17 protein-coding genes are annotated in these 26,967 nt (G+C 65.3%); 4 read left to right on the forward strand and 13 right to left on the reverse strand.

Annotated features, from left to right (window positions below; translation table 11 throughout):
- Window positions 1-3: 3 nt before the first annotated feature.
- The 12 genes from RT697_RS16285 to RT697_RS16340 form a co-directional block, all read right to left on the reverse strand.
- Entirely contained in the window at window positions 4-1,824 is a 1,821-nt protein-coding gene (locus tag RT697_RS16285; protein ID WP_313700220.1) for an SLC13 family permease, read from the reverse strand.
- Window positions 1,825-1,851: 27 nt separating this feature from the next.
- Window positions 1,852-3,282, reverse strand: a complete 1,431-nt coding sequence (locus RT697_RS16290) for a basic amino acid/polyamine antiporter (protein WP_313700222.1) — start codon at window positions 3,280-3,282, stop codon at window positions 1,852-1,854.
- A gap of 82 nt (window positions 3,283-3,364) precedes the next feature.
- The gene (gene arcA / locus RT697_RS16295; protein WP_313700223.1) at window positions 3,365-4,606 is read right to left on the reverse strand and encodes an arginine deiminase; all 1,242 of its coding nucleotides are present in this window, start codon (window positions 4,604-4,606) and stop codon (window positions 3,365-3,367) included.
- A 16-nt stretch (window positions 4,607-4,622) separates the two neighbouring features.
- Window positions 4,623-6,044, reverse strand: coding sequence for a basic amino acid/polyamine antiporter (locus RT697_RS16300; RefSeq protein ID WP_313700250.1), 1,422 nt, complete (start codon window positions 6,042-6,044; stop codon window positions 4,623-4,625).
- Between the two features lie 73 nt (window positions 6,045-6,117).
- Window positions 6,118-7,104 carry an AI-2E family transporter gene (locus RT697_RS16305; protein ID WP_313700225.1) on the reverse strand — a complete coding sequence of 329 codons (987 nt, stop codon included), beginning with the start codon at window positions 7,102-7,104 and terminating at the stop codon, window positions 6,118-6,120.
- The gene (locus tag RT697_RS16310) at window positions 7,101-8,591 is read right to left on the reverse strand and encodes a serine aminopeptidase domain-containing protein (RefSeq protein ID WP_313700227.1); all 1,491 of its coding nucleotides are present in this window, start codon (window positions 8,589-8,591) and stop codon (window positions 7,101-7,103) included. The genes RT697_RS16305 and RT697_RS16310 overlap by 4 nt, the downstream gene beginning before the upstream one ends.
- Window positions 8,588-10,072, reverse strand: a complete 1,485-nt coding sequence (locus tag RT697_RS16315; RefSeq protein ID WP_313700229.1) for an efflux transporter outer membrane subunit — start codon at window positions 10,070-10,072, stop codon at window positions 8,588-8,590. The genes RT697_RS16310 and RT697_RS16315 overlap by 4 nt, the downstream gene beginning before the upstream one ends.
- The gene (locus RT697_RS16320) at window positions 10,069-13,245 is read right to left on the reverse strand and encodes a multidrug efflux RND transporter permease subunit (RefSeq protein WP_313700230.1); all 3,177 of its coding nucleotides are present in this window, start codon (window positions 13,243-13,245) and stop codon (window positions 10,069-10,071) included. Before RT697_RS16320 ends, RT697_RS16315 begins: the two co-directional genes overlap by 4 nt.
- Before the next feature lie 11 nt (window positions 13,246-13,256).
- Window positions 13,257-14,411: an efflux RND transporter periplasmic adaptor subunit gene (locus tag RT697_RS16325; RefSeq protein WP_313700231.1), complete on the reverse strand. Its 1,155-nt coding sequence runs from the start codon at window positions 14,409-14,411 to the stop codon at window positions 13,257-13,259.
- A 694-nt stretch (window positions 14,412-15,105) separates the two neighbouring features.
- Window positions 15,106-19,236, reverse strand: a complete 4,131-nt coding sequence (locus RT697_RS16330; RefSeq protein WP_313700233.1) for a CheR family methyltransferase — start codon at window positions 19,234-19,236, stop codon at window positions 15,106-15,108.
- 119 nt (window positions 19,237-19,355) lie between these two features.
- Window positions 19,356-20,195, reverse strand: coding sequence for an ammonia-dependent NAD(+) synthetase (gene nadE, locus RT697_RS16335; RefSeq protein ID WP_313700235.1), 840 nt, complete (start codon window positions 20,193-20,195; stop codon window positions 19,356-19,358).
- 111 nt (window positions 20,196-20,306) lie between these two features.
- Entirely contained in the window at window positions 20,307-21,857 is a 1,551-nt protein-coding gene (locus RT697_RS16340) for a PAS domain S-box protein (RefSeq protein WP_313700237.1), read from the reverse strand.
- Window positions 21,858-22,023: 166 nt separating this feature from the next.
- On the opposite strand from RT697_RS16340, the gene galU reads away from it, so the two are divergent.
- The 3 genes from galU to RT697_RS16355 all read left to right on the forward strand — a co-directional run bounded on the left by galU (window position 22,024) and on the right by RT697_RS16355 (window position 24,308).
- The gene (gene galU, locus RT697_RS16345) at window positions 22,024-22,857 is read left to right on the forward strand and encodes a UTP--glucose-1-phosphate uridylyltransferase GalU (RefSeq protein ID WP_313700238.1); all 834 of its coding nucleotides are present in this window, start codon (window positions 22,024-22,026) and stop codon (window positions 22,855-22,857) included.
- A gap of 15 nt (window positions 22,858-22,872) precedes the next feature.
- On the forward strand, window positions 22,873-23,088 hold the full coding sequence (locus RT697_RS16350) for a hypothetical protein (RefSeq protein WP_313700240.1): 216 nt from the start codon (window positions 22,873-22,875) through the stop codon (window positions 23,086-23,088).
- A 146-nt stretch (window positions 23,089-23,234) separates the two neighbouring features.
- Window positions 23,235-24,308 (forward strand): FUSC family protein, encoded by a 1,074-nt coding sequence (locus RT697_RS16355; RefSeq protein WP_313700242.1) that lies wholly within the window; start codon window positions 23,235-23,237, stop codon window positions 24,306-24,308.
- Window positions 24,309-24,372: 64 nt separating this feature from the next.
- Here the strand turns inward: RT697_RS16355 and RT697_RS16360 are convergent, their stop codons facing one another.
- A complete protein-coding gene (locus RT697_RS16360) occupies window positions 24,373-25,542 on the reverse strand; it encodes a zinc-dependent alcohol dehydrogenase (RefSeq protein ID WP_313700244.1) in 1,170 nt (389 codons plus the stop codon).
- 136 nt (window positions 25,543-25,678) lie between these two features.
- Here RT697_RS16360 and RT697_RS16365 point away from each other — a divergent pair, with 136 nt between their 5' ends.
- Window positions 25,679-26,494 (forward strand): DUF2243 domain-containing protein, encoded by an 816-nt coding sequence (locus tag RT697_RS16365; protein WP_313700246.1) that lies wholly within the window; start codon window positions 25,679-25,681, stop codon window positions 26,492-26,494.
- Window positions 26,495-26,967: the final 473 nt, after the last annotated feature.

The raw sequence follows: 26,967 nt of genomic DNA on the forward strand, positions 1-26,967 counted from the left end.
CCCTCAGGACGGAAACAGGATCGGAATCAGCGTCACGCTGACCACCAGGGAAAACAACGCCAACGGCGTTCCGATCTTCAGATAATCGGCAAACCCGAAGCCGCCCGCCACGCTGACCAGCGCATTGGAGGGCGTGGACACCGGCGACATGAACGCCGCCGACGACGCGATGGCCACCGTCATCGCAAACGCGTAGGGCGAGGCGTGCAGGCTTTCGGCGATGCTGATGGCCACCGGGCCCATCAGCACGGCAGTGGCCGTGCCGGAGACCACCACGCCCAGCGTCACGGTCGCCACGAACACCAGCGCCAACTGGCCGTAGATGCCCCAGTCGCCCGAATAGTGCAGCAGGAACTGCGCGGCCAGGTCCACGCCGCCGCTGCGCTTGAGCGCCAGCGCAAACGGCAGCATCCCGACGATCAGTATCAGCGCCCGCCAGTTGATAGACCGGTACGCCACGTCCAGCGTCACGCAGCCGAAGAGGCCCATCATCAGGGCGCCGATCAGCCCCGCCATCACGTTGGGCACCCAGTCGGTCAGCATCAGAAACACCACCGTCGCCAGCGTGAACAGCGCATGGAGGGAGCGGTTGGGCACCGGCACCAGCGAATCGGCTTCGACCGGCATCGCCAGGCTGACCAGATCGTGCTCTTCCGCCTGCAGGGAAAAAATGCCCGCCCACGGCCCAACGACCAGCAGCGTGTCGCCCACGCGCATCTTCACGTCCGGCAGGTCGCGCTTGGCCTCCTTGCCGCGCCACAGCCCGACGACAAACAGCCCGTGCCGCGCCAGCACCACGGATTCGCGCGCATTCGCGCCGACGAGGCGCGACTCCGACGGGATGATGACCTCGACCATGCCCACATCGCGGGCCTGATCCGTGAAGTACACGCCGGACATCGCCAGCCGCTTCAACTGATGCCGGCCGCAAAAACCGTCGATATCGAAACCCTCGGCATCCATGTCGAGCAGCAGGATGTCGCCCGCCTCCAGCACGTCGTCCGCGGTCGGGCGCATGACGGCCCGCGCAAATCGCGTGTTGCGCTCGATGGCGATGACGAACGCCGCCTTGCCGAGTTCGCCCGCCCACAGTCCCAGCTGGCGTCCCACGAGATCGGAGTCGTCCTGCACGACCAGGCGGCACGCGCGGTTCTGCAGGGAATACTTGGTGGCCCAGTCGCCAAGGCTGGGCCGGTTCAACGCGCGCTGCCCCTGCCCTGCGTCGATCAGCTTGCGCGCAAACAGCATGTAGGCAATGCCGCCCGCCAGCACGACGACACCGATCGGCGTGAAGTCGAAGAAGCCGAATCCTTCATAGCCCGCATAGCCCAGCGCGCTGTTCAGCACCAGATTGGGCGTGGTCGCCACCAGCGTCAGCATGCCGCTGATGGCCGCCGCCGTGCCCATGGGCATCAGGATCCGCCGGGCGGCCATGCCGGATTTGCGCGCAATCCGCAGCACGATGGGGATGAAGATGGCCACGACGGCCGTGGAGCTCATCACGGCGCCCATCGCGCCGACCGCCCCCATCACCAGCAGCACCAGCCAGCCCTCGCTCTTACCGCCGTGCCGCAGCAGCAGGTCGCCGACGGCCTGCGCCACCCCGGTCCGCACCAGCCCCTCGCCGACCACGAAAAGGCACGCGATCAGGATGATGGCGGGATTCGAGAACCCGTCCAGCGCCTCGCGGTAGGTCACCGTGCCACTCAGCGGCAGCAGCAGCATGACCAGCAGCGCGACGGCATCCGACCGCGGCCGCCCGATGACGAACAGCACGACGGCCGCGCAAAGGATGGTGAGGACAATTGCCAGTTCGCTGCTCATTGCCGTGCTGCCCCCTGCCCCTTTCGGCTAGAACGCCGTATTGCCCGTGCTGATCGCCCACACACCGATGCCGCAGGACACCAGCACGAGCAGCAGGATCGGCCACTCGTACGGCGCGAAGATGTTGCCGCGCTGCTCGCGGCGCGATATGAGGAAAAGAATGGTGCCCGGCGCGTAGATGACGCAAGACAGGACGAAATACCGGAAACCGCCCGCATACACCAGCCCGGCCGCATAGACCGTGGCCGCCACCGCCAGGCCCAGTTCAACCTTGCGGCGCTGGCTCCAGCCGTCATAGGTTTCGCCGCGCACCGCCAGCAGCAGCCCGAACGCCGCCACGAAGAAGTACGGAATCAGGCTCATCGAACTGGCCATGTTCTTCAACAGCACGAAGGTGTCCTCGGTGAAGAGCGTGACGATCAGAAAGAGCTGCACGATGCCGTTGCTGAGCCACAGCGCCGCCGCCGGCACACCGTGGCGGTTTTCCCGGCCCAGAAACGACGGCATGATGCCCGCGCCCGCCGCGGCGCGCAGCACTTCGGCGGCCAGCAGGATCCACGCCAGGTAGGCGCCCGCCACCGACACCATCAGCCCCACGCTGACCAGCATGCTGCCCCACGGTCCGACCGCGGCCCGCAGCACGCCCGCCATGGACGGATTGCGCAACGAGGCCAGTTCCGCGCGCGGCAGCACGCCATACGACAGCATCGTCACCAGCACTAACAGCGCCAGCACCAGCAGAAATCCGACGATTGTCGCCACCGCCACGTCCTCGCGTCGCTTGGCATAGCGGGAATAGACGCTGGCGCCCTCCACGCCCAGGAACACGAACACCGTGACCAGCATCGTGTTGCGCACCTGTTCGAAAAGACTGCCCTTGCCCCCGCCGCTGAGCCCTTCGGCAATGTTGGCGCGCAACACGTCCAGGTCCACGGCAAACGCGGCGAAGACAATGAAGATGGCGATGGGCACGACTTTGGCGATGGTCACGACCGTGTTCATGCCCGCCGCCTGCCGGATGCCCCGCAGGATCAGGAAATGGGTGGACCACAGCAGCACCGACGACACCAGCACGGCGGCCACGGTATCGCCGTCGCCGAAGAACGGCAGGACGGCGCCCAGCGTTCCCTTGAAGATGACGAAATAACTGACGTTGCCCAGGCAGGCGGCCGTCCAGTAGCCCAGCGCTGCCAGAAAGCCCAGATACAGCCCGAATCCGGCCTTGGCATACGCGAAGATGCCGGCGTCCAGATCGGGGCGCCGGCGCGACAGGAACTGGAATACCATCGCCAGCGTCAACATGCCGGTACCGGCAATGGCCCAGGCCACCAGGCCACCCACCGGACCGGTATTGCGCGCAAAGACGCTGGGCAGCGAAAAGATTCCCGCGCCCACCATCGATCCCACCACCATGGCGGCCAGCGCCATGCGAGAAAGTTTGGCAGTTTCCCCGCTCACGTTCTTCTCCTGAAAGCGATCCGGTGGTTGCGCGCCCGCGCGGCCGCCCTCTGCAGGGATGGCCGCGCGCGGCAGTGCGCCGCTAGGCGGGATCCCGCGAAATCGGGCACGTCATGCAGTGCCCGCCGCCGCGGCCCCGGCCCAGTTCGGCGCCCGTAAAGGTGATGACTTCAATGCCCGCCTTGCGCAGCAGCGTGTTGGTGTAGACGTTGCGGTCATACGCCAGCACCACCCCGGGCGAGATGCAGACCAGGTTGGCGCCGCTGTCCCACTGCGTACGCTCGCGCACATAGGCGTTGCCGCCGGTTTCGACGACGCGCATCTTCTTGACGCCCAGCGCCTCGCCGATCACGTCCACCAGCGAGCCCTTGTCCTTGTGCAGCTCCAGCGACCCCGGGGCGCTGCCCGGCCGGTACGAAAAGGCCTGGACGTTGTTGACGATGTCCGGATACATCAGCACGCAATCGCGGTCCGCGAAGGTCAGCACCGTGTCCAGGTGCATGGCTGCCCGCAGCTTGGGCATGGCCGCCACGATCACCCGGTCGGCCGCGTTCTTGGCGAAGAGCGTGGCCGCCAACTGGCTGATGGCCTGGCGCGATGTGCGTTCGCTCATGCCGATCATCACCGTGCGGTTGCCGATGGGCATGACGTCGCCACCTTCCAGCGTGGCCAGTCCATGGTCGGCGGTAGGGTCTCCCCACCAGACATTCACCTTGCCGGCAAAGCGCGGATGGAACTTGTAGATCGACGACGTGAGGATCGTCTCTTCGTGCCGCGCGGGCCAATACAGCGGATTGAGCGTGACGCCGCCGTAGATCCAGCAGGTCGTATCGCGCGTGTACAGCGTGTTGGGCAGCGGCGGCAGCAGGTATTCCGTGACGCCGGCGGCCTCCTTGATGAGCATGAGCTGCTCGCCACCGATCGACTCGGGGAACTCCTCGGTCGACAGCCCACCGATCAGCGTCTCGGCCAGCTTGCGCGCCGGCAGGCCGTCCAGGTAGCTTCGGATCTCGTCGAGCAGGCCCAGGCCAACCTGGTTTGCCACGACCTGGTTGTCCAGGATCCACTTTTTCGCTTCGGGTATCGCGACCGTTTCGGCCAACAGGTTGTGCATTTCCACGACGTCCACGCCGCGGTCCCGCATCTTCGTCATGAAGTCGAAATGGTCGCGCTTCGCGTTGTCGACCCACATGACATCGTCAAACAGCAGCGCATCACAATTGGAGGGCGTCAATCTTTCGTGGGCGCGTCCTGGCGCGCAGACCATCACCGTGCGCAACTGCCCGACTTCTGAATGGACTCCAAATTCCTCGGTATCAGCCATGATTAGCTCCCAGACGTTAGATGGCAATCCAGCCGTAGATCAGGCCGACGATGGCGGCCAGGGCTCCGACGCATGCCACGATGAAAACGACCAACTCCCAACCGGTGAAGAATTTCCGGCCCTGTTCGCGCCGGGCCCAGAAGTACAGGACCGACCCGGGCGCATACAACAGTGCCGACAGCAGCAGGAACTTCAGGCCGCCGGCAAAGATCATGAAAAGGGTGTAGACGGCCGCGATGCTGGCAAGCGTCAGATCGCGCTTCTGGTCCTTGCCGCCGACATAGGTTTCGCCGCGCTTGGCGAGCTGCCAGCCGAATCCCGCGACCAGCAGATACGGAATCAGCGACATCGCGCTAGTCAGGCTCAGCATCAGCGAGAAGGCGTCGCGCGACCAGTACGTGCTGATGACGAAGAGCTGCACGATGATGTTGGTCACCCACAGCGCCACGACCGGCACGCCGTTCTTGTTTTCGCGGGCGAACGCGCGCGGCATGTCTTCGTTCTTGGAGGCCGCGTGCATCACTTCCGCGCAGATCAGCGACCAGGCCAGGTACGCGCCCAGCACCGAGATCAAGAGGCCCACGCTGACGAACACGGCGCCCCACGGTCCCACCACCGACTCCAACACGCCGGCCATTGACGGCTGGCGCAGCGCGGCGATGTCGCTCTGCTGCATGGCGGCATAGGGCAGCAGCGACACCAGCACCATTAGCAGCAGCGCGGTCACGAAGCCAATCAGCGTGGCCACCCCCACGTGCGAGCGCTGGGTCGCAAAGCGCGAATACACGCTGGCCCCCTCGATCCCGAGAAAGACGAAGACGGTCACCAGCATGGTTCGCCGCACCTGCTCGAACAGGCCATAGCCGCTCATCTCGCCCCAGAAATTGATGCGGAAGAGGTCCATCTTGAACGCGACGAACAGCACGATGATGAACACCACGATCGGGATGATCTTGGCCACCGTCACCACCGCGTTGATGAACGCCGCCTGCTGCACCCCGCGCAGGATCATGAAGTGGAACAGCCAGATCCCCACGGACGCCACCGCGATGGCGATGACCGTGTTGCCGTCGCCGAAGATGGGAAAGAAGGCGCCGAGCGTGGATTTGATCAGCACCCAGTACGACACGTTGCCGATGCAGCTGCCGATCCAGTAGCCGAACGCGGAAAGAAAACCCAGGTAGTCGCCAAACCCGGCCTTGGCGTAGGCGAAGACGCCTGCGTCAAGGTCGGGTTTGCGCTCGGCCAGCGACTGGAACACGCGCGCCAGCGTGTACATGCCCGCGCCCGCGATGATCCACGCGATGACCGCCCCGACCACGCCCGTCGCCCCGCCAAAGGTTCGGGGCAGCGAAAAGATCCCGGCGCCGATCATCGACCCTACCACCATGCCCGTCAGGGCAAGCAATCCAAGCTTCTTGGGAGTACTGCTTTCCATCATGCACCTCCAATAGTGAGCAAAGACGTGAGCAGGTCGGCCGCCTTCCCGGAAGCTGCCCGGGCCAGGCGGCTCAGCCGCGCGTGACGCGCAGACTGCGGCCGGCGCCGTACACCGTGGTCATCGTGATAAGAAGGGGCACGCCGATAAACGTGCCCGGTATGCCCCACACCAACCCCCAGAAAAACACCGCAAACATCACCATCAGCGGCGACAGCGAAAACGCGCTGCCGGCGAGCCGAGGCTCCAGATAGCAGCCGTAAACGATCTGGATGCAGTTCAAGACGACGAGCACCAGAATGCTCGTCTGCAACGAGCCGTACTGCACGAACGCGAAAAACGCCGGGAACACCGTTGCCACCAGTGGGCCCAGGAACGGGATGTAATTCAGCAGGAACGCCAGCCCGCCCCAGGCGGTCGCCAGCTCCAGCCCGGCGTAGATCGCGAACAGCCAGACCGTCACCCCGGTCAGCACGCTGGCGATCGTGCGGATCACCATGTACCAGCGCAGCTTGGTGGCGACCTCGCGCGCGATCGCGGACCACCGCTGGGCGCGCGCCTCGCCCAACAGGCGGGTCAGCCGGCCGGGGGCCTCGTCCAGTTCGAACAGTCCGAGCGCAATGAAGACGAAGGCAATGAAGATCATGCCCAGCATGCTGTTGATCCGCAGCGCCACCTCCTGGATCGCGCGGACCAGCCACGACACGTTGAAGCTGTCCTGGAACATCTGGATCGCCATGGCGCCATGCGGATGCAGCGTCTCGGTTTCCAGCGTGAACAGGCGCTGAAAGCGCGCGGCGTTGGCGATGACCCACTGCGCCACCAGGCTGAAGCCCCACGCCGCCAGCGACAGGAAGACAACCGACACGACCAGCGTGACCACCAGCACCAGGATCGCGGCCAACGGCGCAGGCATCTTGCGGCCCAGCGCCTGGCGCAGCGGCGCGACCAGGCAGATCACAAACAGCGCGAACGTCAGCGGGATGAACACCGGGCTGGCCAGGTACAAAAGGCCCAGCAGCAGGATGGCGAAGATGCCGGACAGTGCGAAGGACATCATCTTGGTATCACCCCATCAACACGCTTGACCAGATAGGCATAGAACGGATTGGAGGTCAGCCGGGTCAGCGTATCCATGCCGATCACGAAAGCCCCGACCTCACCGCGCATGGACATGGCGCCCAGGCTGATGCCGAATTCCTCGATGTTGTCCGGGTGCGTGCCGTACAGCGCGTCGTCGGTCGGAAACGGCAGCGCCACGTGCGACAGCGAATAGACCTCGCGCGGGTAGTCCATGCCGATGGCGCGTTCCACGACCGCGGTGGCGTTCGGCTCGATGACGCGCTCGATCATGGCGCTGGACGTCGGGCTGGCGTTGGTGACGAGCGTCAGGCGGTAATTGCGCTTTTCGCCGGGCAGCGTGCCCGCCAGCTGCCACGCCACGCCGCGGCGGAACAGCGGCCCGAGCTTGGTGGCGCGGTTCAGGTCGAACAGCACCAGATCGCTGCCATTGGTGGGCAGGCGCGCGTACAGCGCGTTGATCAGCGCGCGCGTGCTGACCGTGAAGTCCAGCACCGAATGGAACGTGATGATGGGCGGCAGCCGCTCCAGGCCGCCGGATCGCTGCTGCGCGACCAGCCTGTCCTGCAGCGTTTGCGTCAGCTCAAACGACTGGCGGGCCGCGTGGACCGGGAAGGAGTTGTACTTGAAGGGATTGAATTCCGGCACGATGCTGAGCCACGCGGCCTTGGCGAACGCGGGCAGGATGGCGGGCAGCCCGGCCACGCCCGCAAAGCGTGCGAACGACGTGATGCCGACCATCGGCGACAGCAGCACCAGGCGGTCGGGCTTGTCGAGCTTGGGATTGTCCAGCGCGTCCAGCGTGTGCATCAGCGCCAGCGCCCCGCCGTTGGAAAAGCCCACCATGTGCAGCGGCTTTGGCGCAGGCACGCGGCGCCGCGCTTCGCGCACCGCCAGGCGCGTCGCCGCCGCCCAGTCCTCCCAGTGTGCGTCCGTCAGCCCGCCCGGCACCGTGCCGTGGCCCGGCATCCGGATGGCGATCGCCACGTAGCCGACGGATTGGTAATGCGCAGCGACGTGGCGCAGGCTGTAGGGGGAATCCGTCAGACCATGCAGCAGCACGGCCACGCCCTGCGGTTCGCCGGGCGGCATCAGGACGAACGACCGGTTCCAGTCGTGCGCGAAATGCTCGGGGTACACCTTGGCATCCGCGAAATAGCGGTTGCTGTCCACCTTGTCCTCGGGCAGCAGCTTGTCGCCCACGTTCTGCCGGACCAGCGTGAACAGCGCGTCCTCATGCGCCAGGTAATCGTCCCAGGTGCTGCGGTCCAGGCGTTCGGCGTCCAGTTCCTGCGGCACATAGGTGTGCCAGGCGGCCAGCGGCGGGCCCTGCTGGATATCGTAGAGACGCACGCCCATGAGCGTGACGACGACCAGCACCGCAAGGCCGGCGATGATGAGCACGGCCTTGCGCAGCCGGCGCCACGGCGGGCGCGGGCCGGCGCTGACGGGCTTGCCGGCGTTCACTGGGGTGCTCCCACGCCGGGCGGCGGGACTGGGGTGGGCTCGGCGGGCGATCCCGCCATCACCACCTCCGGCTGCTCATCCCCGCCTCCCAAGGCCACATACAGCGACACGCCATTCTGAAGCTGCGACGCGCGCAGCGTCAGCATCTGCTGCTCGGCGTTAAACAGGCCACGCCGGGCGTCGACGACTTCCAGATAGATCGAGATGCCGTTCATATAGCGCAGCTCGGCGGTCTCGGCCAGCCGACGCTGCGCCTGGATCGCGGTTTCCTGCGCCGTCACCTGCTCCTGGAATCGCTTGCGGTTCTCCAGCGCGGTCGCCACTTCGCTGAACGCCGTCTGCACCGTCTTGCGATAGTTGGCGATCAGTTCATCGCGCTGCGCCGTGGCAAGATCCACCGCCGCCCGCCGCTGCCCGTAATCGAAGATCGGCCACCCGATCCCCGCGCCGATGTTCCAGATCTGACTGGGCGAGGAAAACAGGTCGGACAGCTCGGTGGACGCATAGCCCAGCGAACCTGTCAGCGCGATGCGCGGAAACAGGGCCGCGCGCGCGGCGCCGATGTTGGCATTGGCGCTGCGCAGGCGGTTCTCCGCCTGGCGGATGTCGGGCCGCACGATCAACAGCGACGATGGCAGGCCAGGGCTCAGCGCGTCGAACTGCCCTGCCGCCTCGATGGGCTGGCCGCCGGTCATCTCCCGCTGCAGGTCTTCGCCCACCAGCACCCACAAGCGGTTCCAGTGCGCCGCCGTGGCGCGCTGCCATTCGGCAAGCTGGGTCTGCGCCTGCGTCAGCAGGATGGCCGACTGCTCAAAGTCCACCAGCGACGTCACGCCCGCGTCCAGCCGGTCCTTCGCGACGCCCAACGCATAGCTGCGCGTCTCCACCGTGCGCTGCGCCAGCGCGATACCCTCTTCACCAGCGCGGGCGTCGTAATAGGTCGAGGCCACATTCGCGATCAACGACAGGCGGAAGGCGCGCCGCCCTTCGACCGTCGCCAGATACTGCTGCAACGCGGAGGCGGTCATGTTGCGCACGCGTCCCCAGAAGTCCAGCTCGAACGACGACACCATCACCTGCGCGCTGAACTGGTTGAACTGCACCGTCTGCCGCGAGCTCGCCAACGCCGGGTCCAGCACGGCCAGCGGCTGCTGGCTGCGCGACGCGGCCGCGCCGGCGTCCAGTTGCGGCAACTGGTTGGCGCGCTCGATGCGATAGAAGGCGCGGGCCTGTTCGATCCGGGCCGTGGCCGCGGCCAGATCCTGATTCAATTCCAGTGACCGGGCGATCAGGCGCTTGAGTTGCGCATCGCCGAAGAACTGCTCCCACGTCACGTCCTGCGCCGCCACCGCATCGGCGGGGACCTCGCCCGGAAACACGGCGGGCGTCGCCACCTCGGGCCGGCGGTGCTCCGGCGCAAAGTTGCAGGCGGTGAGCCCCCAGCCCAGGAGCGCCGCGACGGCAATGCGCGCCGGCCTCATGGGTTTTCTCCCCGCTCTTCGGCCTTGGCCGGGACGCTGGCGGCGGGCTTTTCCTTGTTCTTGCGCGGCCCCGACCAGCGCCGCGCCACCATGTAGAACAGCGGCGTGAAGAACACGCCGAACAGCGTGGCGGTCAGCATGCTGCCCATCACGCTGGTGCCCACCGCCTGCCGGCTGGCCGCGCCGGCGCCCGTGGCCAGCACCAGCGGCAGCATGCCCAGCACGAAGGTGATGCTGGTCATGATGATGGGGCGCAGGCGTTGGCGGGCGGCGTCGACGACCGCCTCCTTGCGGTCGCGCCCTTCCAGCTCCTCTTTCAGGGCGAACTCCACGATCAGGATGCCGTTCTTGGCGGCAAGGCCAATGATCGTGACCAGCCCGATATTGAAATAGATGTCCGCCGACATGCCCCGCCCCAGCGTGAACGCGGCTGCGCCCAGAATGCCGAACGGCAGGATCAGCAACACGGACACCGGCACAGACCAGCTCTCGTACAGCGCCGACAGCAGCAGGAACACCACGATCAGCGACAGCCCCAGCAGCAACGCCACCTGATTGCCCGCCTGCCGTTCCTCGTACGCCGTGCCGGTCCATTCGTAGGTGATGCCTTGCGGCAGGACGCGTCCGGCAATGGCTTCCATCTCGGCCAGCGCCACGCCGCTGGAACGGCCTGCGGCGGCCTCGCCCGAGATGGTGATGGACGGAAAACCGTTGTAGCGCTCCAGCTGCTGCGGGCCGTCGATCCAGCGCATCCGCGAAAACGCCGAGAACGGCACCATCTCGCCCCGGTTGTTCGGCAGTTGCAAGGCGGCAATGTCCTGCGGCTGCATGCGCTGGTCGGCCTCGGCCTGGATGAACACCCGCTGCACCGAGCCATCGTGCAGAAAGTCGTTGACGTAGTTCGACCCGAACGCCAGCGTCAGCGCCTGATTGACCTGCGCAACCTGAAGGCCCAGTGCGCGTGCATGCACCCGGTCGATCTCGACATACAGGCGCGGTCCCGGCGGCATGCCGTCCAGCCGCACGCCGGTCAGCACGGGGCTGGCCGCGGCGGCCGCGATCATTGCCGCGCCGGTGGCGGCTAGACCCGCGCCGCCCTGCGCGGTGCGGTCCTGCACCTTCATGGAAAAACCCGACGCATTGCCCATCGACGGGATGGGCGGCGGATTCAGCGCAAAGATCATCGCCTGCGGAATCGACCGGAAGGCAAGATTGCTGCGCCCGACCAGCGCATCGACCGCCTGGCCGCGCTCCGTGCGCTCGCTCCACGGGTGCAGGTCCACGAACGACAGCGCGGCCGTCTGACCCTGGCCGAAGAAGTTGAACCCGACCACCGACGCCACGTTGCGCACGGCCGGCAACTGGCGCAGTTGGCTTTCGGCCTGCTGCACGGCGGCCTCGGTCTGGTCGGCCGTGGTGCCGGGCGCGCCGGTGTACGACACGAAGAAATAGCCCTGGTCTTCCAGCGGCAGGTAGCCGCCCGGCAGCCGCGAAAACAGAAATATCGTCAGCCCGCAGACGCCCAGGAAGATCAGCATCCAGCGCAGCGGCCGCAGCAGCATGTGCTCCACCGCCCGCACATACTGGCGCGTCATCGCGTCAAAGCCGCCGTTGAACTTGTCGAACACCCACTGCTTGCCTTTCGAGATCCTGCCTTTGGGCGGCTGGCCGTCCGGCAGCTTGAGCAAGGTCGCGCACAGCGCGGCGCCCAGCGACAGCGCCAGCACGGTCGACACGACGATCGCCACCGACAGCGTGATGGAGAACTGCCGGTAGATGGCGCCGCTGGAACCGGGAAACATCGCCATCGGCACGAACACCGCCACCAGCACCAACGTGCTGGCGATGATCGGCCCCCACACCTGGCCTACTGCCTTGCGCGTGGCCTCGGGCGCCGAGATTTTTTCGTCCTGCATGATGCGGGCGACGTTTTCCGACACCACGATGGCATCGTCGTTCAGCACCCCGATCGCCACCACCATGCCAAAGAGCGACAGCAGATTGATGGACGCGCCAAACAGGAACAGGCCCGCGCACGTGCCGATCAGCGCGATCGGCACGATTAGCGTGGGGATCAGCGTGCTGCGCCAGCTTTGCAGGAACAGGAACACCATCGCCGTGACCAGCAGCAGCGCCTCGACCATGGTGACCAGCACCGAGCTGATGGACGTGGTGATGAAGGGCGTGGTGTCGAACGGCACGGTCCAGCCAACGCCGACCGGAAACACGGGCTCCAGCTCCGCCATCCGCTGCCGCACCTGCCGCGCGACGTCCAGCGCATTGGCGTCGTTGGCAAGCTGGATGGCGATGCCGGCGGCCTCCTTGCCGTTGACGCTGAGCCGGAAGTTGTAGCTTTCGTTGCCCAGCTCCACCCGCGCCACGTCGCCCAGCCGCACCAGCGAGCCGTCGTTGTTGACCCGCAGAATGACCTGCCGGAACTGCTCGGGCGTGGAAAAGCGGCTCTGCGCCACGATCTGCGCGTTGAAGTCCGCGCCGCGCGCGAGCGGCAGATCGCCCAGCGACCCGCCAATCGTCTGCGCGTTCTGCTCCTGCACCGCGCGCATCGCATCGCTGGCCGACATCTGAAAGCTCGCCAGCTTGCGTTCGTCCAGCCAGATCCGCATGGCGTACGACGAGCCGAACAGCTGCACGTCGCCCACCCCGCGGATGCGGCGAAGCTCGTTGAGGATGTTGTTGGACGCGAAATTGCCCATCTCCACCGCGCTGACGTTGCCGCTTTCCGATTGCAGCGCCAGCAGCATCAGGAAGCCGGACGAGGCCTTGGTCACCGCCACGCCCAGCTGGCGGACTTCCTGCGGCAGCCGGGGTTCGACCCGGCTCAGGCGGTCCTGCACCTGGCTGCGCGCCACATCCAGGTCGGTGCCCGGCTGCAGCGTCACGGTGATCTGCGACGTGCCGTTGGCGCGGCTGACCGACGCCATGTACAGGAAGTTGTCGACCCCGTTCATCTCCTCTTCGATGATGGAGGTGACCGTGCGGTCGATGGTCGTGGTGTCCGCGCCCCGGAAGGTCGCCTGGATCGTGATCGACGGCGGCGCGATGTTCGGATACTGCTCCACCGGCAGCAGCACCACCGAAATCAGCCCGAACAGCAAAAGGAACAACGCCACTACCCAGGCGAATACCGGCCGCAAGACGAAGAATGAGCCCATGACCGACTCCGCTAGGGTTTCGCGGCTTGCTGTTCGACCGGGTCAACCTGTTGGCCTGGCCTTATCTTGTGCCAGCCATCCACGACCACTTTCTCCCCTGGTTCAAGGCCGCGGCGCACCAGCCAGCTTCCTGATATCTGCTCACCCACCTCGATCTGTCTGGGCACCGCCGTGTTGTCGGGCCCGATGACGAACACGGTGGCCGTGTCGCCGTTCAACCGCGCCGCCCGCGCGGGAATCAGAACGCCCTCCTGGCGCACGCCGACGAGGATCTGTCCGGTGACGAACTGGCCGGGCAGCAGTTCGCGCTGGGCGTTGTCGAAACGGGCGCGGATGGTCTGCGCGCCGGTGGTCCGGTCCACGCTGAGATCCGCGAAATCCACGACGCCGGTCTCGCCGAACTCGCGGCCGTTGGCCAGCGTGAGCCGCACCGGAAACGTGTTGCCCGCCGTGGCCAGCGCGCCGGAGCGCGCATAGTCGGTCAGGTCCATGATGGCGGTGTTGGACTTGGTGAACGTGGCGCTGATCGGAGAAAGCTGGTTGACCTGCGCCAGCAGCGTGGCCGCCGATGCGCTGACCAGCGCGCCTTCGGTGACCAGCGCGCGGCCCACGCGCCCGGCGATGGGCGCCCTGACCGTGCAGCGGTCCAGCCGCAACTGCGCCAACGTGACCGCGGCCTGCGCATCGGCCACATTGGCCTGCGCCTGCCCCAGCGCCGCCAGCGCGGCTTCGTATTCCTGCGCGCTGACCGCCTGACGCTGCACCAGCGGACGGAACCGGTCCGTGACCGAGCGCGCATTCTTCTGCACGGCCTGCGCGCGTTGCAGCATGGCGTTGGCCTGCGCCAATTGCGCCTTGTAGTCGCTGGGATCTATCTGGAACAGGGGGTCGCCGGCCTGCACGTCGCTACCCTCGGTGTAGAGCAGTTTCTCGACGATGCCGTCGACGCGCGCCCGCACTTCGGCCGTGCGGATGGGTTCGATCCGCCCGGGCAGATCCACGTTCAGGTCGACCGGCTGGCGGCCAACGGTCATCACGAACACCTTCATCGGGGCGATGGTGACGGCAGCCGCATCGTTCCGGTCACCACATCCCGCCAATGCGAGCGTCCAGACGCCCAAGGCATACAACATGACACGACGGACATTGCTGCTTACTTGCGTCATCCACTACTCCCAGGCGGTCGGACTCGGGGTCTCGCGCTGCCCCCACCCTGTGCCGGGGTGAAGGGCCCAACTTGGACAGCTTATTCGTGGGACAGCTTATGGGTGGATACCTTGCGGGCGCGCTGGGGCGCGCCGGACTGACGTGCAGCTTATGAAGTGCCGGCGCGGCAAGGCGCCTTGGAGATATCGCGCTGAACTCGGAGAAAGGCGCCGTTCGGAAAAAATCCGACTCGGGCGAAACCTGCCCGACTCTGGCAGGGCAAGCTCAGGCCCGGCGACAGCCGGGCGCTATGTAGGGCAAACAAGACCATCGACTTTCGCACAAGCATCCTTTATGTCGTTGACGAGGAAGACTGGCCGAAAACGTGCTGCGTGGTCGAGCGGCGGACGGAACATCCGCTGGCGGGCGCTGGCACAGTAAGTGCTGAGCGCGGCGCGAAAACAAAGCTTAAGTAGAGGTGGCGCTTAGTGCAAGCTTTTCTCGTTTGCACTGTGGGATTACGGGGACGAATGCGAAGCGTTGGAAACTGCTGCGCAGACTACTGCGATAGGAGAAAAGCGGCGGGGGTCAGCCGTCCGCCGGCAACCTGTTGCCAGACTAAACAAATAGGAACAGAAGGAATCCGCCGTAGAAAAGCGAGCCGGAGAACGGTCCGGCACGCAAAAGTGGTGATCCCTTCCCGAAACGTGCGAATCACCCGCGCAACCGCAGCTTGCGTACCACTTCAAGCAGGTCGTCCAGCGACACCGGCTTGCTAATGTGAGCGGAAAAGCCCGCGCTGACCGCCTCGCGCATGTCTTCCTTGGCGCCAAAACCGGTCAGCGCGATGGAAGGCAGGTCGCCGCCGCCTTCTTTCTGGCGAATGGCGCGCATCAGCGCATAACCGTCCATCTCGGGCATGCCGATGTCCGACAGCATCAGATCAAAGCGGGCGGTCTCAAGAATCTCCAAGGCCTGCCGACCGTTGGAGGCGGCCGTCACCTTAGCCCCTTCCATGTCCAGCAGCTCGTGCATGATGTGCAGGACGTCCTCGGAGTCGTCGACCAATAGCACTTTCAGCCCTTCCAGCGGCATGTCGGCGTTCGCTTGCGGCGCCGCATCCGTTTCAAGGCTGCCTGCCAAGTCCAGCCACACCGTGAAGCGCGCGCCAAGCCCAACACCATCCGAATGGACCTGGATGGTGCCGCCATGCGCGCCCACCAGTTCGCTGACGACCGCCAGGCCGATGCCCAGCCCCGGGCTGACACCTGTCTTTTGCCGCGCATCGCCTTGGCTGAACATGTCGAATACCCGGCCGATGAACAACGGGTCGATGCCTTGCCCCGTGTCCGCGACTTCCAGTTTCAACCGGTTGTTCTCAACGACCAGCTTGAGCGCGACGGAACCGCCCTCGGGCGTGAACTTGATTCCGTTGTTCAGCAGGTTCCAGATCACCTGTTCGATGCGCACGGGATCCGCATCCAGGTAGATCGCCCGCGCCGGGTCGAAGTCGCTGCGCAGATCGATCCCGGCGGACGACGCGACGGGCTTCAGCACCTCGAGGATGTTCTTCGCGATGGCCACGACGTCGATGATCGACTTGTTCAGCGCCAGCTTGCCCGTGCGGACGCGGGACAGATCCAGCAGATCGTCGATGATGCGGGCCTGGCCCTTGACCGAGCGCTGGATCAGATCCGTGGCGCGCGCCGCGGGTCCAAAATTGCGCACGGCGGGCGTGCGGGCCAGAAGCTCGGAATTGAGCTGGATCAGGTTGAGCGGGTGCTTGAGTTCGTGCGAAACGACCGCGAAGAACTCGTCCTTCAGCACGTTATCCGCGTGCGCGCGGTCCAGGCGCGACTCCTGCTCGGCGTCGCGCAATTTCAGGTCTGTCACGTCGCGCACGATCTTGGCGAACCCTTGGTAGACCGGGTCATCCATCCGGTTCACCCCGCCCGTGCAGAACACCAGGCTGCCATCCTTACGCTTGTGCCACCGCTCGTCCGGGGCGTAGCCGATCTTCCGAGCGCGATTCAACTCATACCCAGGTCGGCCTGCGGCGATGTCCTCGTCGGTGAAGATGATTGCAATGGACTTGCCTTCCGCCTCGGCGCTGGTGTAGCCGAACATCAACTCGGCGCCGATATTCCAGTTAGTGATGGTGCCTTCGTTGTCCAGCGTCATGATGCCGAAGTCGCGTGCGCTCTCGGTCATCAGCTTCAAGTGGGCTTCGCCCAGGCGCACGCGGTCTTCCGCCTTGCGCCGGTCCGTGATGTCGATGAACGTAAGGACCGCGCCCTCGATGCGATGCTCGGCGCTGCGGTAAGGCAGCAGCCGCGCCAGATACCAACGGTCCGTCGTGCTGCGAACCTCACGCTCCTGCGGACGCAGCGACTCGAACACGCCGGCGGCGTCCTTGGCCAGATCCGGATACTCCAGTCGATGTGTGATGTCGAGCACGGAACGGCCGGCATCGCTCGGAATCACATTGAAGATGTCGGAGGCGCGAGGCGTGAACCACTGGATGCGCATCATGCGGTCAACGAACACCGTGGCAATGTCGGTGGAAGCAATCAGGTTCTGCAGGTCATCGTTGATCTTGGCGGTTTCGTCGACCTTGGTCTTGAGCTCTGCGTTGACGGTAATCAGCTCTTCGTTGACGGACTGCAGCTCTTCCTTGCCGGTTTCCAGTTCTTCGGTTGTGGAGCGCAGCTCTTCGTTGATAGCCTGAAGTTCCTCATTGGAGGCCTTCAGTTCTTCCGTGGAGGTTTCCGCCTGCTCGATGGTCGCCTGCAACTGGCCCCTGGTACGCTGGAGTTCGGCTTCCAGTTGCGTCAATACCACTGCTGAACCAGGCGTCGGGCCAACAGCGCTCTCGGCGCTCATGATGTCCTCGACTTCCTCGAACAGCACAAGCAGGTAGTCGCTGGCCGACTCCTCATGCCGGAATGGCCGCACCACCATGTTGACGTAGGTCTGGCGCTCGCCGAACGTCATTCTCACGCGCCGCGCCTCGACACTCTTGCGCGAATGCACGGCCTGAAACATCGCGGTGCGCAATTCCGTCCGCAATTCCGGATGCACCGACAAGGGCAGGTTTCGCGAGGGTTCGCCGCCCGGGTGGCGCAGGAAGCGACCTGCCCGCTCCGAAATATGCACGATGTCGCTATGGGCGTCGACGATGACACTAGGCGGCGCATACATTTCGAGCGCACGTTGATGCACGGCGGCATAAGAGACTTTGGGCTGGCGAACGGGCGCCGCCGTCGCGTGCACCGGCCGAACGTGATTAATCCTTCCGTCGGTGAGTTCGGGCATGCCGCTCAGTTGCGCCGGCGTTTCCCGTGCCACATAGATGCGGTGACGCTTGTCCACCACCTGAAAGAGCTGCGGGCACGCGTCGGCCGATTCTGAACTGCCGAGAAAAAGATAGCCGCCCGGCTTCAGCGCGAAGTGGAACATGCGCAACACGTCGCGCTGTACGTCGCGGTCCAGGTAGATCAAGAGGTTGCGGCAACTCACCAGATCCAGTTTCGAAAAGGGCGGATCGCGCAGGATATTGTGTACGGCAAACAGCACCCGGTCGCGGATGTCCTTCTTGATGCGGTATTCGTTGTCCAGCCGGCTGAAGCAGCTTTGCAGCATTGCTTCAGGCACGTCGCCCTTGATTGCCATCGGATAGGCCGCCGCCCGGCCCACGGTCAGCGCCGATTCGTCGATATCGGTGGCGAACAGCTGGATCTTGGGCGGGTGCGGCAACGCTTCGGTCTGCGCGCTCATCAGCATGGCCAGCGAATAGGCCTCCTCACCCGTGGAACACCCCGCGACCCACGCGCGCAATGCAACGTCCGGCGCATTGCCCAGCGACTTGAACAACTTGGGCAACACGAATTCATCCAGATTGGCGAACGCTTCCTTGTCGCGGAAAAACTGCGTAACGCCGATGAGCATGTCGGACAGCAGCTTGGGGGTTTCGTCGATACGTTCTTGAAGCAGCTTTCCGTATTCGGACAGGGTCGACACCCCCGTGACCTGCATGCGGCGCTCGATTCGGCGCAGCACAGTCGCCTTCTTGTAATGCCGGAAGTCGTGCGCCGTGCGCGCGCGCAAAAGGGCAAGAATGTCGCGCAGCGCGTTGCGTTCCTGTTGCGACTCCTGCGTCGACTGCTCGGCATCGGCGGCGCCGGAGGCCTCAGCCTCGCTCAGCGGCGGCAAGTGGATGCTGTCCATTGTTTCCGCAATCTGCTTGAGACGCTTCGGCATGCTGGATACAGGCAGCACGATGTCCACCATGCCGGTGGAAATCGCATTGCGCGGCATGGTTCCGTGCTCCGCTTCCTCAGGCAACTGCGCTAACGTCACGCCGCCCTGCTCCTTGATGCGGGCAAGGCCCACCGATCCGTCGGATCCGCCTCCCGACAGCACGATGCCCACTGCACGGTTCGTATGCACATCGGCCAGCGTGCGAAAAAATTCGTCGATGGCGACATGGCGGCCTTCCGGCCGGCCTGCGCTCGCCGAGACGCGCAGATAGCCATCGTTCATCGACAGCGAGGCCGCCGGGGGAATCACGTAGACGTGATCGCGCAGGATCGGCACAGGCTTGGTGACCTGCTTGACCGGTATGCCCGTGCAGGCCTGCAGAATCCTGTCGAGTACGCTTTCGTGGTTGGGAGACAGATGCACCACGACGACAAAAGCCATGCCCGGCTTGGCGGGCATGTGCGAGAAGAAAGTCTTGAGCGCGTCGATCCCCCCAGCCGAAGCCCCCAGCCCGACCACGGGGAAGCTCAGGTCGCTTCGGACAACTCCCGGCTTATTGTTAGGAACGGACGGCGAATCGGACATTTTTAGCCTGTAGTTGCGTGCGTGGGGTATCCGCCATGATACAGCCGCCGATTTGCTTCAAATGCCGCGACAGCAGTCTCAGCGACGGATGTTCCACCGCGTCGCGCAGCGTCTTCGAATCATTCGATCGGTCCTGGCGGCAGCATTCGCTTGTGCGCCGTGGCGAGGTACTGGCGCTCGATCACCGCGACCGCGTCGTCGGCAACATCCTCGCGCTCAAGATAACCATCGATCTGCATGTAAGTCACCCCGTACGCGTCCTCATCCGGGCGCAACGGCCGCAGGGACTCCAGATCGGCGGTCGGCACCTTGCGCACCAGCCGGTCCGGCGCGCCCAGCAGCGATCCCAATGCACGCACCCGGCGCTTGGTCAGACCGCGCAGGGGCAGCACGTCCGCCGCGCCGTCACCATGCTTGGTGAAAAATCCCATCAATGCCTCGGCGGCCTGGTCCGTCCCGATCACTAGGCAGTCAAGCGCGCCGGCAATGGCGTACTGCGCAATCATGCGCTGCCGCGCCTTGATGTTGCCCGCGCCGAAATCCTCGGCCGCCTCGTCTGCGTACTCAAGGCCCGCGGCGCGCAGCGCCTCACGCTGCGCGTCCACGGCCGGCTTGATGTCGATCCGCATGCGGCGGTCGGGCGCGATGAAATCCAGCGCGTGTGCCGCATCTTCCTCATCGCGCTGCTCGCCGTAAGGCAGGCGCACGGCGATGAAGGTGGCCGGTTTTCCCTGGTCGCGCAGGCGTTCGACGGCAAGCTGCGCAATCCGCGCCGCCACCGTGGAATCCACCCCGCCGCTGATTCCCAGGACATAGCCGGCGCGGCCAGACCGCGTCAGGTAGTCGGCGAGGAACGCGATCCGCTTTTCCAGCTCAGCTGCCGCGTCAAAGTTTCTCGTGACGCCCAGTTCCCGGGCGATGGTCTCCCGCAACGGCGGGGCCGTGGTTCCTGCTTCCATAATCCATCCTCAGCGTTGGCACATAGATGCAGCAATCCGTGTTCCCACCCGCGAGCGTTCCGCCGTCCAACCCCGCACAGCGCAGGCCCGACGGGACGCCAGACCGCGCCCTCAAGGCATCGTGTGCGCATCCTCCGTCAGCACCTGCATCAGCGCGTCGACGGAATACGGCTTCTGCATGACCGGGAATCCCAACGCCCGCGGCCCCGCCATCGCATCGCTATAGCCGCTGGCCAGCACGATCCGGATGCCGGGCCAGCGTTCGCGGATCCGGCGCGCGAGGTCCATGCCGTTCATGCCGGGCAGCACCAGATCCAGGATCGCCAGGTCGAAGCCGCCGTTGCGCTGTTCCAGTTCGTGCAGGGCTTTCTCGGCATCGACCGTCCAGGTCAGGTCCTGACCCAGTTCCGCCAGCCACGCCGACACCACCTCGCCCACCATGCGGTTGTCTTCCACCAGCAGCACCTTTCGGCGTACCGGCGCGTTGACCATCAGGCCCGCGGCGGGCGTATCGACCGCCTCGCCGGGGGACGTCACGGCCGGCAGATAGAGCGTGAATGTGGTTCCCTTGCCAACGGTGCTATCCACCGTCACGTCGCCGCCGGACTGCTGCACGAAACCCTGCACCTGGCTCAGACCCAGCCCCGAGTTCTCGTGCTGGCCCTTGGTCGTGAAAAAAGGCTCGAACACGTGCGCCAGCACGCCGGGCGCGATTCCGGCGCCGGAGTCCTGCACGGACAGGGCCACGTGCGGGCCGTTGAGTTTGGTGTGGCCTTCCAGTCCCGACGCGTCCGGCACGACCTGCGCCAATATCTTCAGTTGACCGCCCATCGGCATGGCGTCGCGCGCATTGATGACCAGATTGAGCAGCGCTGATTCCAGCTGCCCCGGATCCGCGAAGATCGTGCAGTCGCCCGGCCCGAACTCGTAGCTGATCGCCACGTGCGATCCGACCGAAGTCTCTAAGAGCTGGCGCATCGACGCCAGGCTGTCGCGCACGTCAAACGCGTGCGGCTGCAGCGGCTGCCGCTTGGCGTAGGCAAGCAGCTGCCGCGTCAGCTGGGCCGCCTTTTCGGTGGTGTCGATGATGATGCCCACATAGCGCATCAGCGAGGGGGGCAGCTCGGGATAGCGCTTGATGAACTCCGCTGAAAAGCGGATTGCGGTCAGGAAATTGTTGAAATCGTGCGCGACGCCGCCGGTCAGGCGGCCGATGGCCTCCATCCGCTGGGCGTGGTGCATGGAATCGCGGGCTTCCTGAAGCTGCTCGCGCCGCTCTTTCTGCTCGGTGATGTCGCGCGTGATCTTGGCGTAGCCGACGAGCACGCCCCGGTCGTCATGGACAGGATCGATGACCACGCTGCACCAGAAGGTGCTGCCGTCCTTGCGGACGCGCCAGCCTTCGGCCTCGAAGCGCCCCTCTTGCCGCGCCGTCTCCAGCGCCCGGCGCGGCACGCCGGCATTTCGGTCTTCGGGTGTGTAAAAAACGGAGAAATGCTGCCCGATGATCTCCTCCGCGCTATAGCCCTTGAAACGTTCCGCGCCCGGATTCCAGCTGCTTATGCGGCCGTTGGCGTCGAGGAGGTAGATAGCGTAATCCCGCACTGCGCCTACCAGGAGGCGATACGGGTCCTCGGACGGAAAATCCGGTAAAGAAGTCATGCAATGTCCCCACCTGCGTGTTTATTCATGCTCATCGCCCTCAGCAAACGCCGTGCCGTCCACAAGATCCTGTTACAGCAATGGCCAAATGGGCACGGAATTTGCTGTAGCGCATTTCAGTGGGCGGGCCATTCCAGGCGCCGTCCGGGCATAGAGGGCCTTAGCCATGCAACCGATCCGTAAAGCTGTATTTCCCGTCGCGGGCTTGGGCACCCGCTTTCTTCCCGCCACCAAGGCCATGCCCAAGGAAATGCTGCCCATCGTAGACCGGCCGCTGATCCAGTATGCCGTTGAAGAAGCGGTCGCGGCAGGCATCACCGAACTGATCTTCGTCACCGGCCGCAACAAACGGGCGATCGAAGATCATTTCGACCGGGTGCCCGAACTGGAATACGACCTGGAGGCGAAAAACAAGAACGCCCTGCTGGAGACCGTCCGCAACGTCATCCCGGACAGCGTCAAATGCGTGTATACCCGGCAGCCTGCCGCCCTGGGGCTCGGCCATGCGGTGCTTTGCGCGGCGAACATTGTAGGCAATGAACCGTTTGCCGTGCTGCTGGCGGACGACATGATAGACGCGGACGCCCCCGTGATCGGCGAAATGATGAAGGTGGCCCGGGAGTTCGAGGGTAGCGTCCTCGCGATCCAGCAGGTGCCGAAAGCCAACACGCATCAGTACGGCATCGTGTCCGGCAGCCGCAAGGCGCATGGCGTCTTGAGCCTGACCGGCATCGTGGAAAAGCCCAAGCCCGAGGATGCGCCGACGGATCTGGCGGTGGTGGGGCGCTACATCCTCGAGCCTGAGATCTTCGCGTTGCTGGAAGCCACCCAGGCGGGCGTGGGCGGCGAAATCCAGCTGACCGACGGCATTGCCGCCCTGCTTAAGTCGCGCAAAGTCTTCGGCTTCGAATACGACGGCGTGCGCTATGACTGCGGCAGCAAGGAAGGCTTTTACCGCGCCACGATGGAAATCGGGCGCAAGTATCACAACCTGGCCTGAGAAAGGAGTCTTCCCATGACCGATTCCAAACCCGCCCCCCCGCCCAATCCGCCGCCCTCCCCCCACGTCGATCGCGCCGAGACTGGCTACACCGGCCAGCCGACCGAGGATGGCCCGCCGACGGGAGAAGCCAATCAGGACCCGGACTCCAACTCGGGGTATCCCGCCGGCGGCTCGCAAGCGCCGGCCGGCAAGGATCCGTACGGACGTCCCAAGAAGGCCGATTCCTGAGCCTGCGCGGCCCGGCTTTGCCTTGCGCCTTCAGCGACCGCACGCGGCATTCCGCGTGCGGTCGCTGCCATCTGGCGCCCTTACTTTCCCCTGTGCGCGGGCGATGCCGACGCCCCCGCGCCATGATGTAGATGAATCAGTTGCCGATGAGCCCACTCTTTTCCCATTTATCGAAACGCGCCGCCGCCTGCCGGGCCGCCATCGCCGAGGACAACGTTCGCCTGCCGCTGCAAACCGTCGCGGCGGTGCTGCTCGCCTACGGCTGGATGACGTGGTGGCAGATGCCGGATGTGGCGTGGGGCGCCTTCTCTGCCCTATTCGTGGTGCGCGCCACGGTCGAGGGCACCGTCGGCGAGGCCGCTGCCCGCATCCTGGGCGCGCTGATCGGGGTGGCGCTGGGCATCACACTCGTGCCGCTGGCCCACGCCGCCAACATCCCGGCGTCGTGTAGCATCGTGGCCGGCGTCGGGGCCGCCGCCTGCCTGTCGATCCGTTGGCCCACGCTGAACTACAGCCTGGTCACGGCGACCATCCTGACCGTTACGCCGGATGCAGATATCGTGGCCGGCGCGGTGAACAAGACGCTCGCCATCGTCGTGGGGTCCATTGCCGGAACCCTGGCCGCCTTCGCGGTCCTGCCGCTGTCGGCCCGGTACAGCATGCGCTACAACCTTGCCGCCTCGCTGCAGCTCTACGGCGAACTGCTGGTCGAGTGGGCCACCGCCGTGAACGAAGGGCGTGTCCGCCCGCGGCCGCGTGACAAGCCCGCGCTGGAACGCACCCACTGGCGCGCCCGCGACATGGCAACCCAGTCGCGATCGGTGCCCATTCGTATCCTGGGCGCGGACACGCAGGCCCATCGGCTGCAGGAACGGATCGAGGAATTGTGGCTGACGGTGCCGCTGATGGAACGCGTCGGCAACATGGAGCTGACCGACAACGTCTGCCGCCGTCTGGGCCCCGCGCTGCACGACGTCGCACAGGCGGCCCGGCAGCAGATCGAAGGGCTTGCACGGGTCATTCGCGACAAGGCCGCCGAAGCGCCCATGTGCAGCACCGGTGAGCCATTTGCCAAACTGGATGCCGCGGTGGAGGAAGCCGCGAGTGGCGGCGGCTTCACGGCGCGCGAGCGCGTGGCTGTGGATCTCATCCGCTGGTCCTGGCACGAAGTCACGCGGGAACTGGACGCCTTGTGCGGCACAGTGCAGCCGGAATCGTAAAAAGCCCGAGGCCGGATGCAGGACATCCGACCTCGGGGCTTCAATGGATCATGCCGTCAATACATCAGGGCGTCAGCACGACCTTGATGCAGCGGTCCTCCTTGTCCCGGAACGTCTTGTACAAATCGGGCCCGGCCTCCAGCTTCGCGCGATGCGTGATGACGAAAGACGGATCGATCCTGCCCTGCACGATAAGGTCCAGCAATTCGTCCGTCCAGCGCCGCACGTGGGTCTGGCCCATGCGCCACGTCAGCCCCTTGTTCATGGATGCGCCAAACGGAATCTTGTCGATCATCCCGCCATACACACCCGGCACCGACAGGATCCCGGCAGGCCGGCACACGTACATCATTTCGCGCAGCACGTGCGGCCGGTCGGTCTCGGCGCCCACGGCCTGCTTCACGCGGTCGTACAGATGCTCCATCGAGCTGCTGGCATGCGACTCCATGCCGACCGCGTCGATGCATTTTTCCGGCCCCTTGCCGTTGGTCAGCTCCTTCAGCCGCTCCACGACATCCTCGTCCTGAAAATTGATCGTGACCGCCCCGCCATCGCGCGCCATCTGCAGGCGTTCCGGCACGGATTCGATGCAGATCACCTGGCGCGCACCCAGCAGGATCGCGCTCTTGATCGCCATCTGGCCGACGGGACCGCCGCCCCACACCGCGACCGTATCGGTCGATTCGATGTCGCACTGCTTGGACGCCTGCCACCCCGTGGGCAGGATGTCGCCCAGAAACAGCACCTGTTCATCCGACAGTTCATCAGGCACCTGCACGTGCGTCGAATCGGCAAACGGCACACGCACGTATTCCGCCTGGCCGCCGGCATAGCCGCCCGTCAGATGGGTGTAGCCGAACAGCCCGGCCGTCGTGTGGCCGAACATCTTGGCCGCCTGCGCCGCGTTGCGGTTGGTGCGTTCGCAGACCGAGAAGTTGCCGCGTTTGCACTGGTCGCACTCACCGCAGGTGATGGTGAACGGGATCACCACGCGGTCGCCGATCTTCAGGTTCTGCGCCTGCGCGCCGACTTCCACGACTTCGCCCATGAATTCATGACCCATGACATCGCCGGACTTCATGCCCGGCATGAACCCATCGAACAGATGCAAGTCGGACCCGCATATCGCGCAGGCGCTCACCTTGATGATCGCGTCGCGCGGATGCTCGATGACCGGATCGGGCACCGTGTCGTAGCGGATGTCGTGTTTGCCGTGCCAGCAAAGTGCTTTCATCAGAATCTCCTTGGCGTGACCGCAACACGCGATCAGGCATGGCGCAGCAACTGCCATGCCGCGCGGAATGATTCATTGGAAATGTTCGCGCAGGTTCGGCACGATGCTTGCGAAGCGACTTATTCCAGGAGCCCCAATGAAACTCGTCCGCCCCTCCGATGATCCGACTGTTCCCCACCGCCTGCGCCGCGCCAGCTTCCTGCTGGGCTTCGCCATGGGCGGCTTCTTCGACGGCATCCTGCTGCACCAGATACTGCAATGGCATCACCTGCTTTCCAACGTACAGGTCGGCCCCCTCGGCAGCCTGAGCGCCCAGGTCGCCGCCGACGGCGTCTTTCACGCGATCATGTATGTCGTCGCGGCCGCCGGCCTCATCGAGTTGTACCGCGCCCGCTCCGCCGCCACGACAGGCCCCGCGCTGCGTCCGCGATGGGGCCACTTCTGGATCGGCTTCGGCGTCTGGCACATCATCGACTCGCTGCTCTCGCACTGGATCACCGGCATCCATCGCATCAAGATGGACGCGGAAAATCCGCTGGCGTGGGATTTGGCCTGGTTTGTCGTATTTGGCGTGCTGCCTCTCCTGTACGGTTGGCGCACGCGCAACCATCGCCGACCGCCGCCCAATGGCCGCGCGGGCAAGACGTTCGCCAGTTTGCTGGTTGCTGCTGTGCTGGCCGGTGGGCTGTTGAATCTCTTTCCCTTGCGTGCGGATGCCGACACTACCGTGATCGCGCTGCGGCCCGGCGCCTCGCCGGGGGCGATGTTTAACGCGTTGGCCGATACTGATGCGCGGGTCGTGTGGTCAAATTTGCAGGGATCCGTATGGGTGATGACCGCGATCCCGACGGCAGAGAAAATGCGTTTATTCGCCTCAGGCGCAATGTACGTCAGTGGGTCGGTGGCGCCGGCGGGGTGTTCGGCGTGGTTGAAGGCGGACACGGCCGGTTGACGTGCGTTTTTCTTGTGGCCGGTGTCAGACACCCGGCGATACGGTCCGCAGTTCTGCGGGCAGTGCGTAGGGGTGTCAGACACCTGAGGGCGTCTGCGAGCAGCTGCATCTGGGCGGGTGCCAGAACACCCGCCCCGCAAGCGCGAAGCGTCATCGCCGGACGCAAGACACCGCGTAAGCCCACCAGGCCGCCCGCGCGGCCGTAGTGGGGCGGGCCCCGCAAAACGCTCCATACCCAGAAAACGCAGCCAAGAACCTCAAGAACTCCACCCGCCCCAGCGCCCGGCAAGCTCAAGCCACCGGAGCCCGGCGTGGCGTCGGCCTGGGGTGCGCGGGGCGTGTAGATGCGCCCGAGGGAATCTGAAGGGAAGGCCGAAGGCCTGGACGAAGATGACGAAGGGGCAGTCCGGAGCGAAGGCTCCGGACCGCAATCGTAGCCCCGCGCACCCCAGGCCGACGCCGCGCCGGGCGTC

Source organism: Achromobacter sp. (assembly GCF_032113835.1).
Lineage (GTDB): Bacteria > Pseudomonadota > Gammaproteobacteria > Burkholderiales > Burkholderiaceae_B > Achromobacter.

Excerpts from the sequence above, each read along its gene's own strand:
- RT697_RS16285 (WP_313700220.1), bottom strand. The coding sequence starts at position 1,824 with ATGAGCAGCGAACTGGCAATTGTCCTCACCATCCTTTGCGCGGCCGTC.
- arcA (WP_313700223.1), bottom strand. The coding sequence starts at position 4,606 with ATGGCTGATACCGAGGAATTTGGAGTCCATTCAGAAGTCGGGCAGTTG.
- RT697_RS16300 (WP_313700250.1), bottom strand. The coding sequence starts at position 6,044 with ATGGAAAGCAGTACTCCCAAGAAGCTTGGATTGCTTGCCCTGACGGGC.
- RT697_RS16305 (WP_313700225.1), bottom strand. The coding sequence starts at position 7,104 with ATGATGTCCTTCGCACTGTCCGGCATCTTCGCCATCCTGCTGCTGGGC.
- RT697_RS16315 (WP_313700229.1), bottom strand. The coding sequence starts at position 10,072 with ATGAGGCCGGCGCGCATTGCCGTCGCGGCGCTCCTGGGCTGGGGGCTC.
- RT697_RS16320 (WP_313700230.1), bottom strand. The coding sequence starts at position 13,245 with ATGGGCTCATTCTTCGTCTTGCGGCCGGTATTCGCCTGGGTAGTGGCG.
- RT697_RS16325 (WP_313700231.1), bottom strand. The coding sequence starts at position 14,411 with ATGACGCAAGTAAGCAGCAATGTCCGTCGTGTCATGTTGTATGCCTTG.
- RT697_RS16330 (WP_313700233.1), bottom strand. The coding sequence starts at position 19,236 with ATGTCCGATTCGCCGTCCGTTCCTAACAATAAGCCGGGAGTTGTCCGA.
- nadE (WP_313700235.1), bottom strand. The coding sequence starts at position 20,195 with ATGGAAGCAGGAACCACGGCCCCGCCGTTGCGGGAGACCATCGCCCGG.
- RT697_RS16340 (WP_313700237.1), bottom strand. The coding sequence starts at position 21,857 with ATGACTTCTTTACCGGATTTTCCGTCCGAGGACCCGTATCGCCTCCTG.
- galU (WP_313700238.1), top strand. The coding sequence starts at position 22,024 with ATGCAACCGATCCGTAAAGCTGTATTTCCCGTCGCGGGCTTGGGCACC.
- RT697_RS16350 (WP_313700240.1), top strand. The coding sequence starts at position 22,873 with ATGACCGATTCCAAACCCGCCCCCCCGCCCAATCCGCCGCCCTCCCCC.
- RT697_RS16355 (WP_313700242.1), top strand. The coding sequence starts at position 23,235 with ATGAGCCCACTCTTTTCCCATTTATCGAAACGCGCCGCCGCCTGCCGG.
- RT697_RS16360 (WP_313700244.1), bottom strand. The coding sequence starts at position 25,542 with ATGAAAGCACTTTGCTGGCACGGCAAACACGACATCCGCTACGACACG.
- RT697_RS16365 (WP_313700246.1), top strand. The coding sequence starts at position 25,679 with ATGAAACTCGTCCGCCCCTCCGATGATCCGACTGTTCCCCACCGCCTG.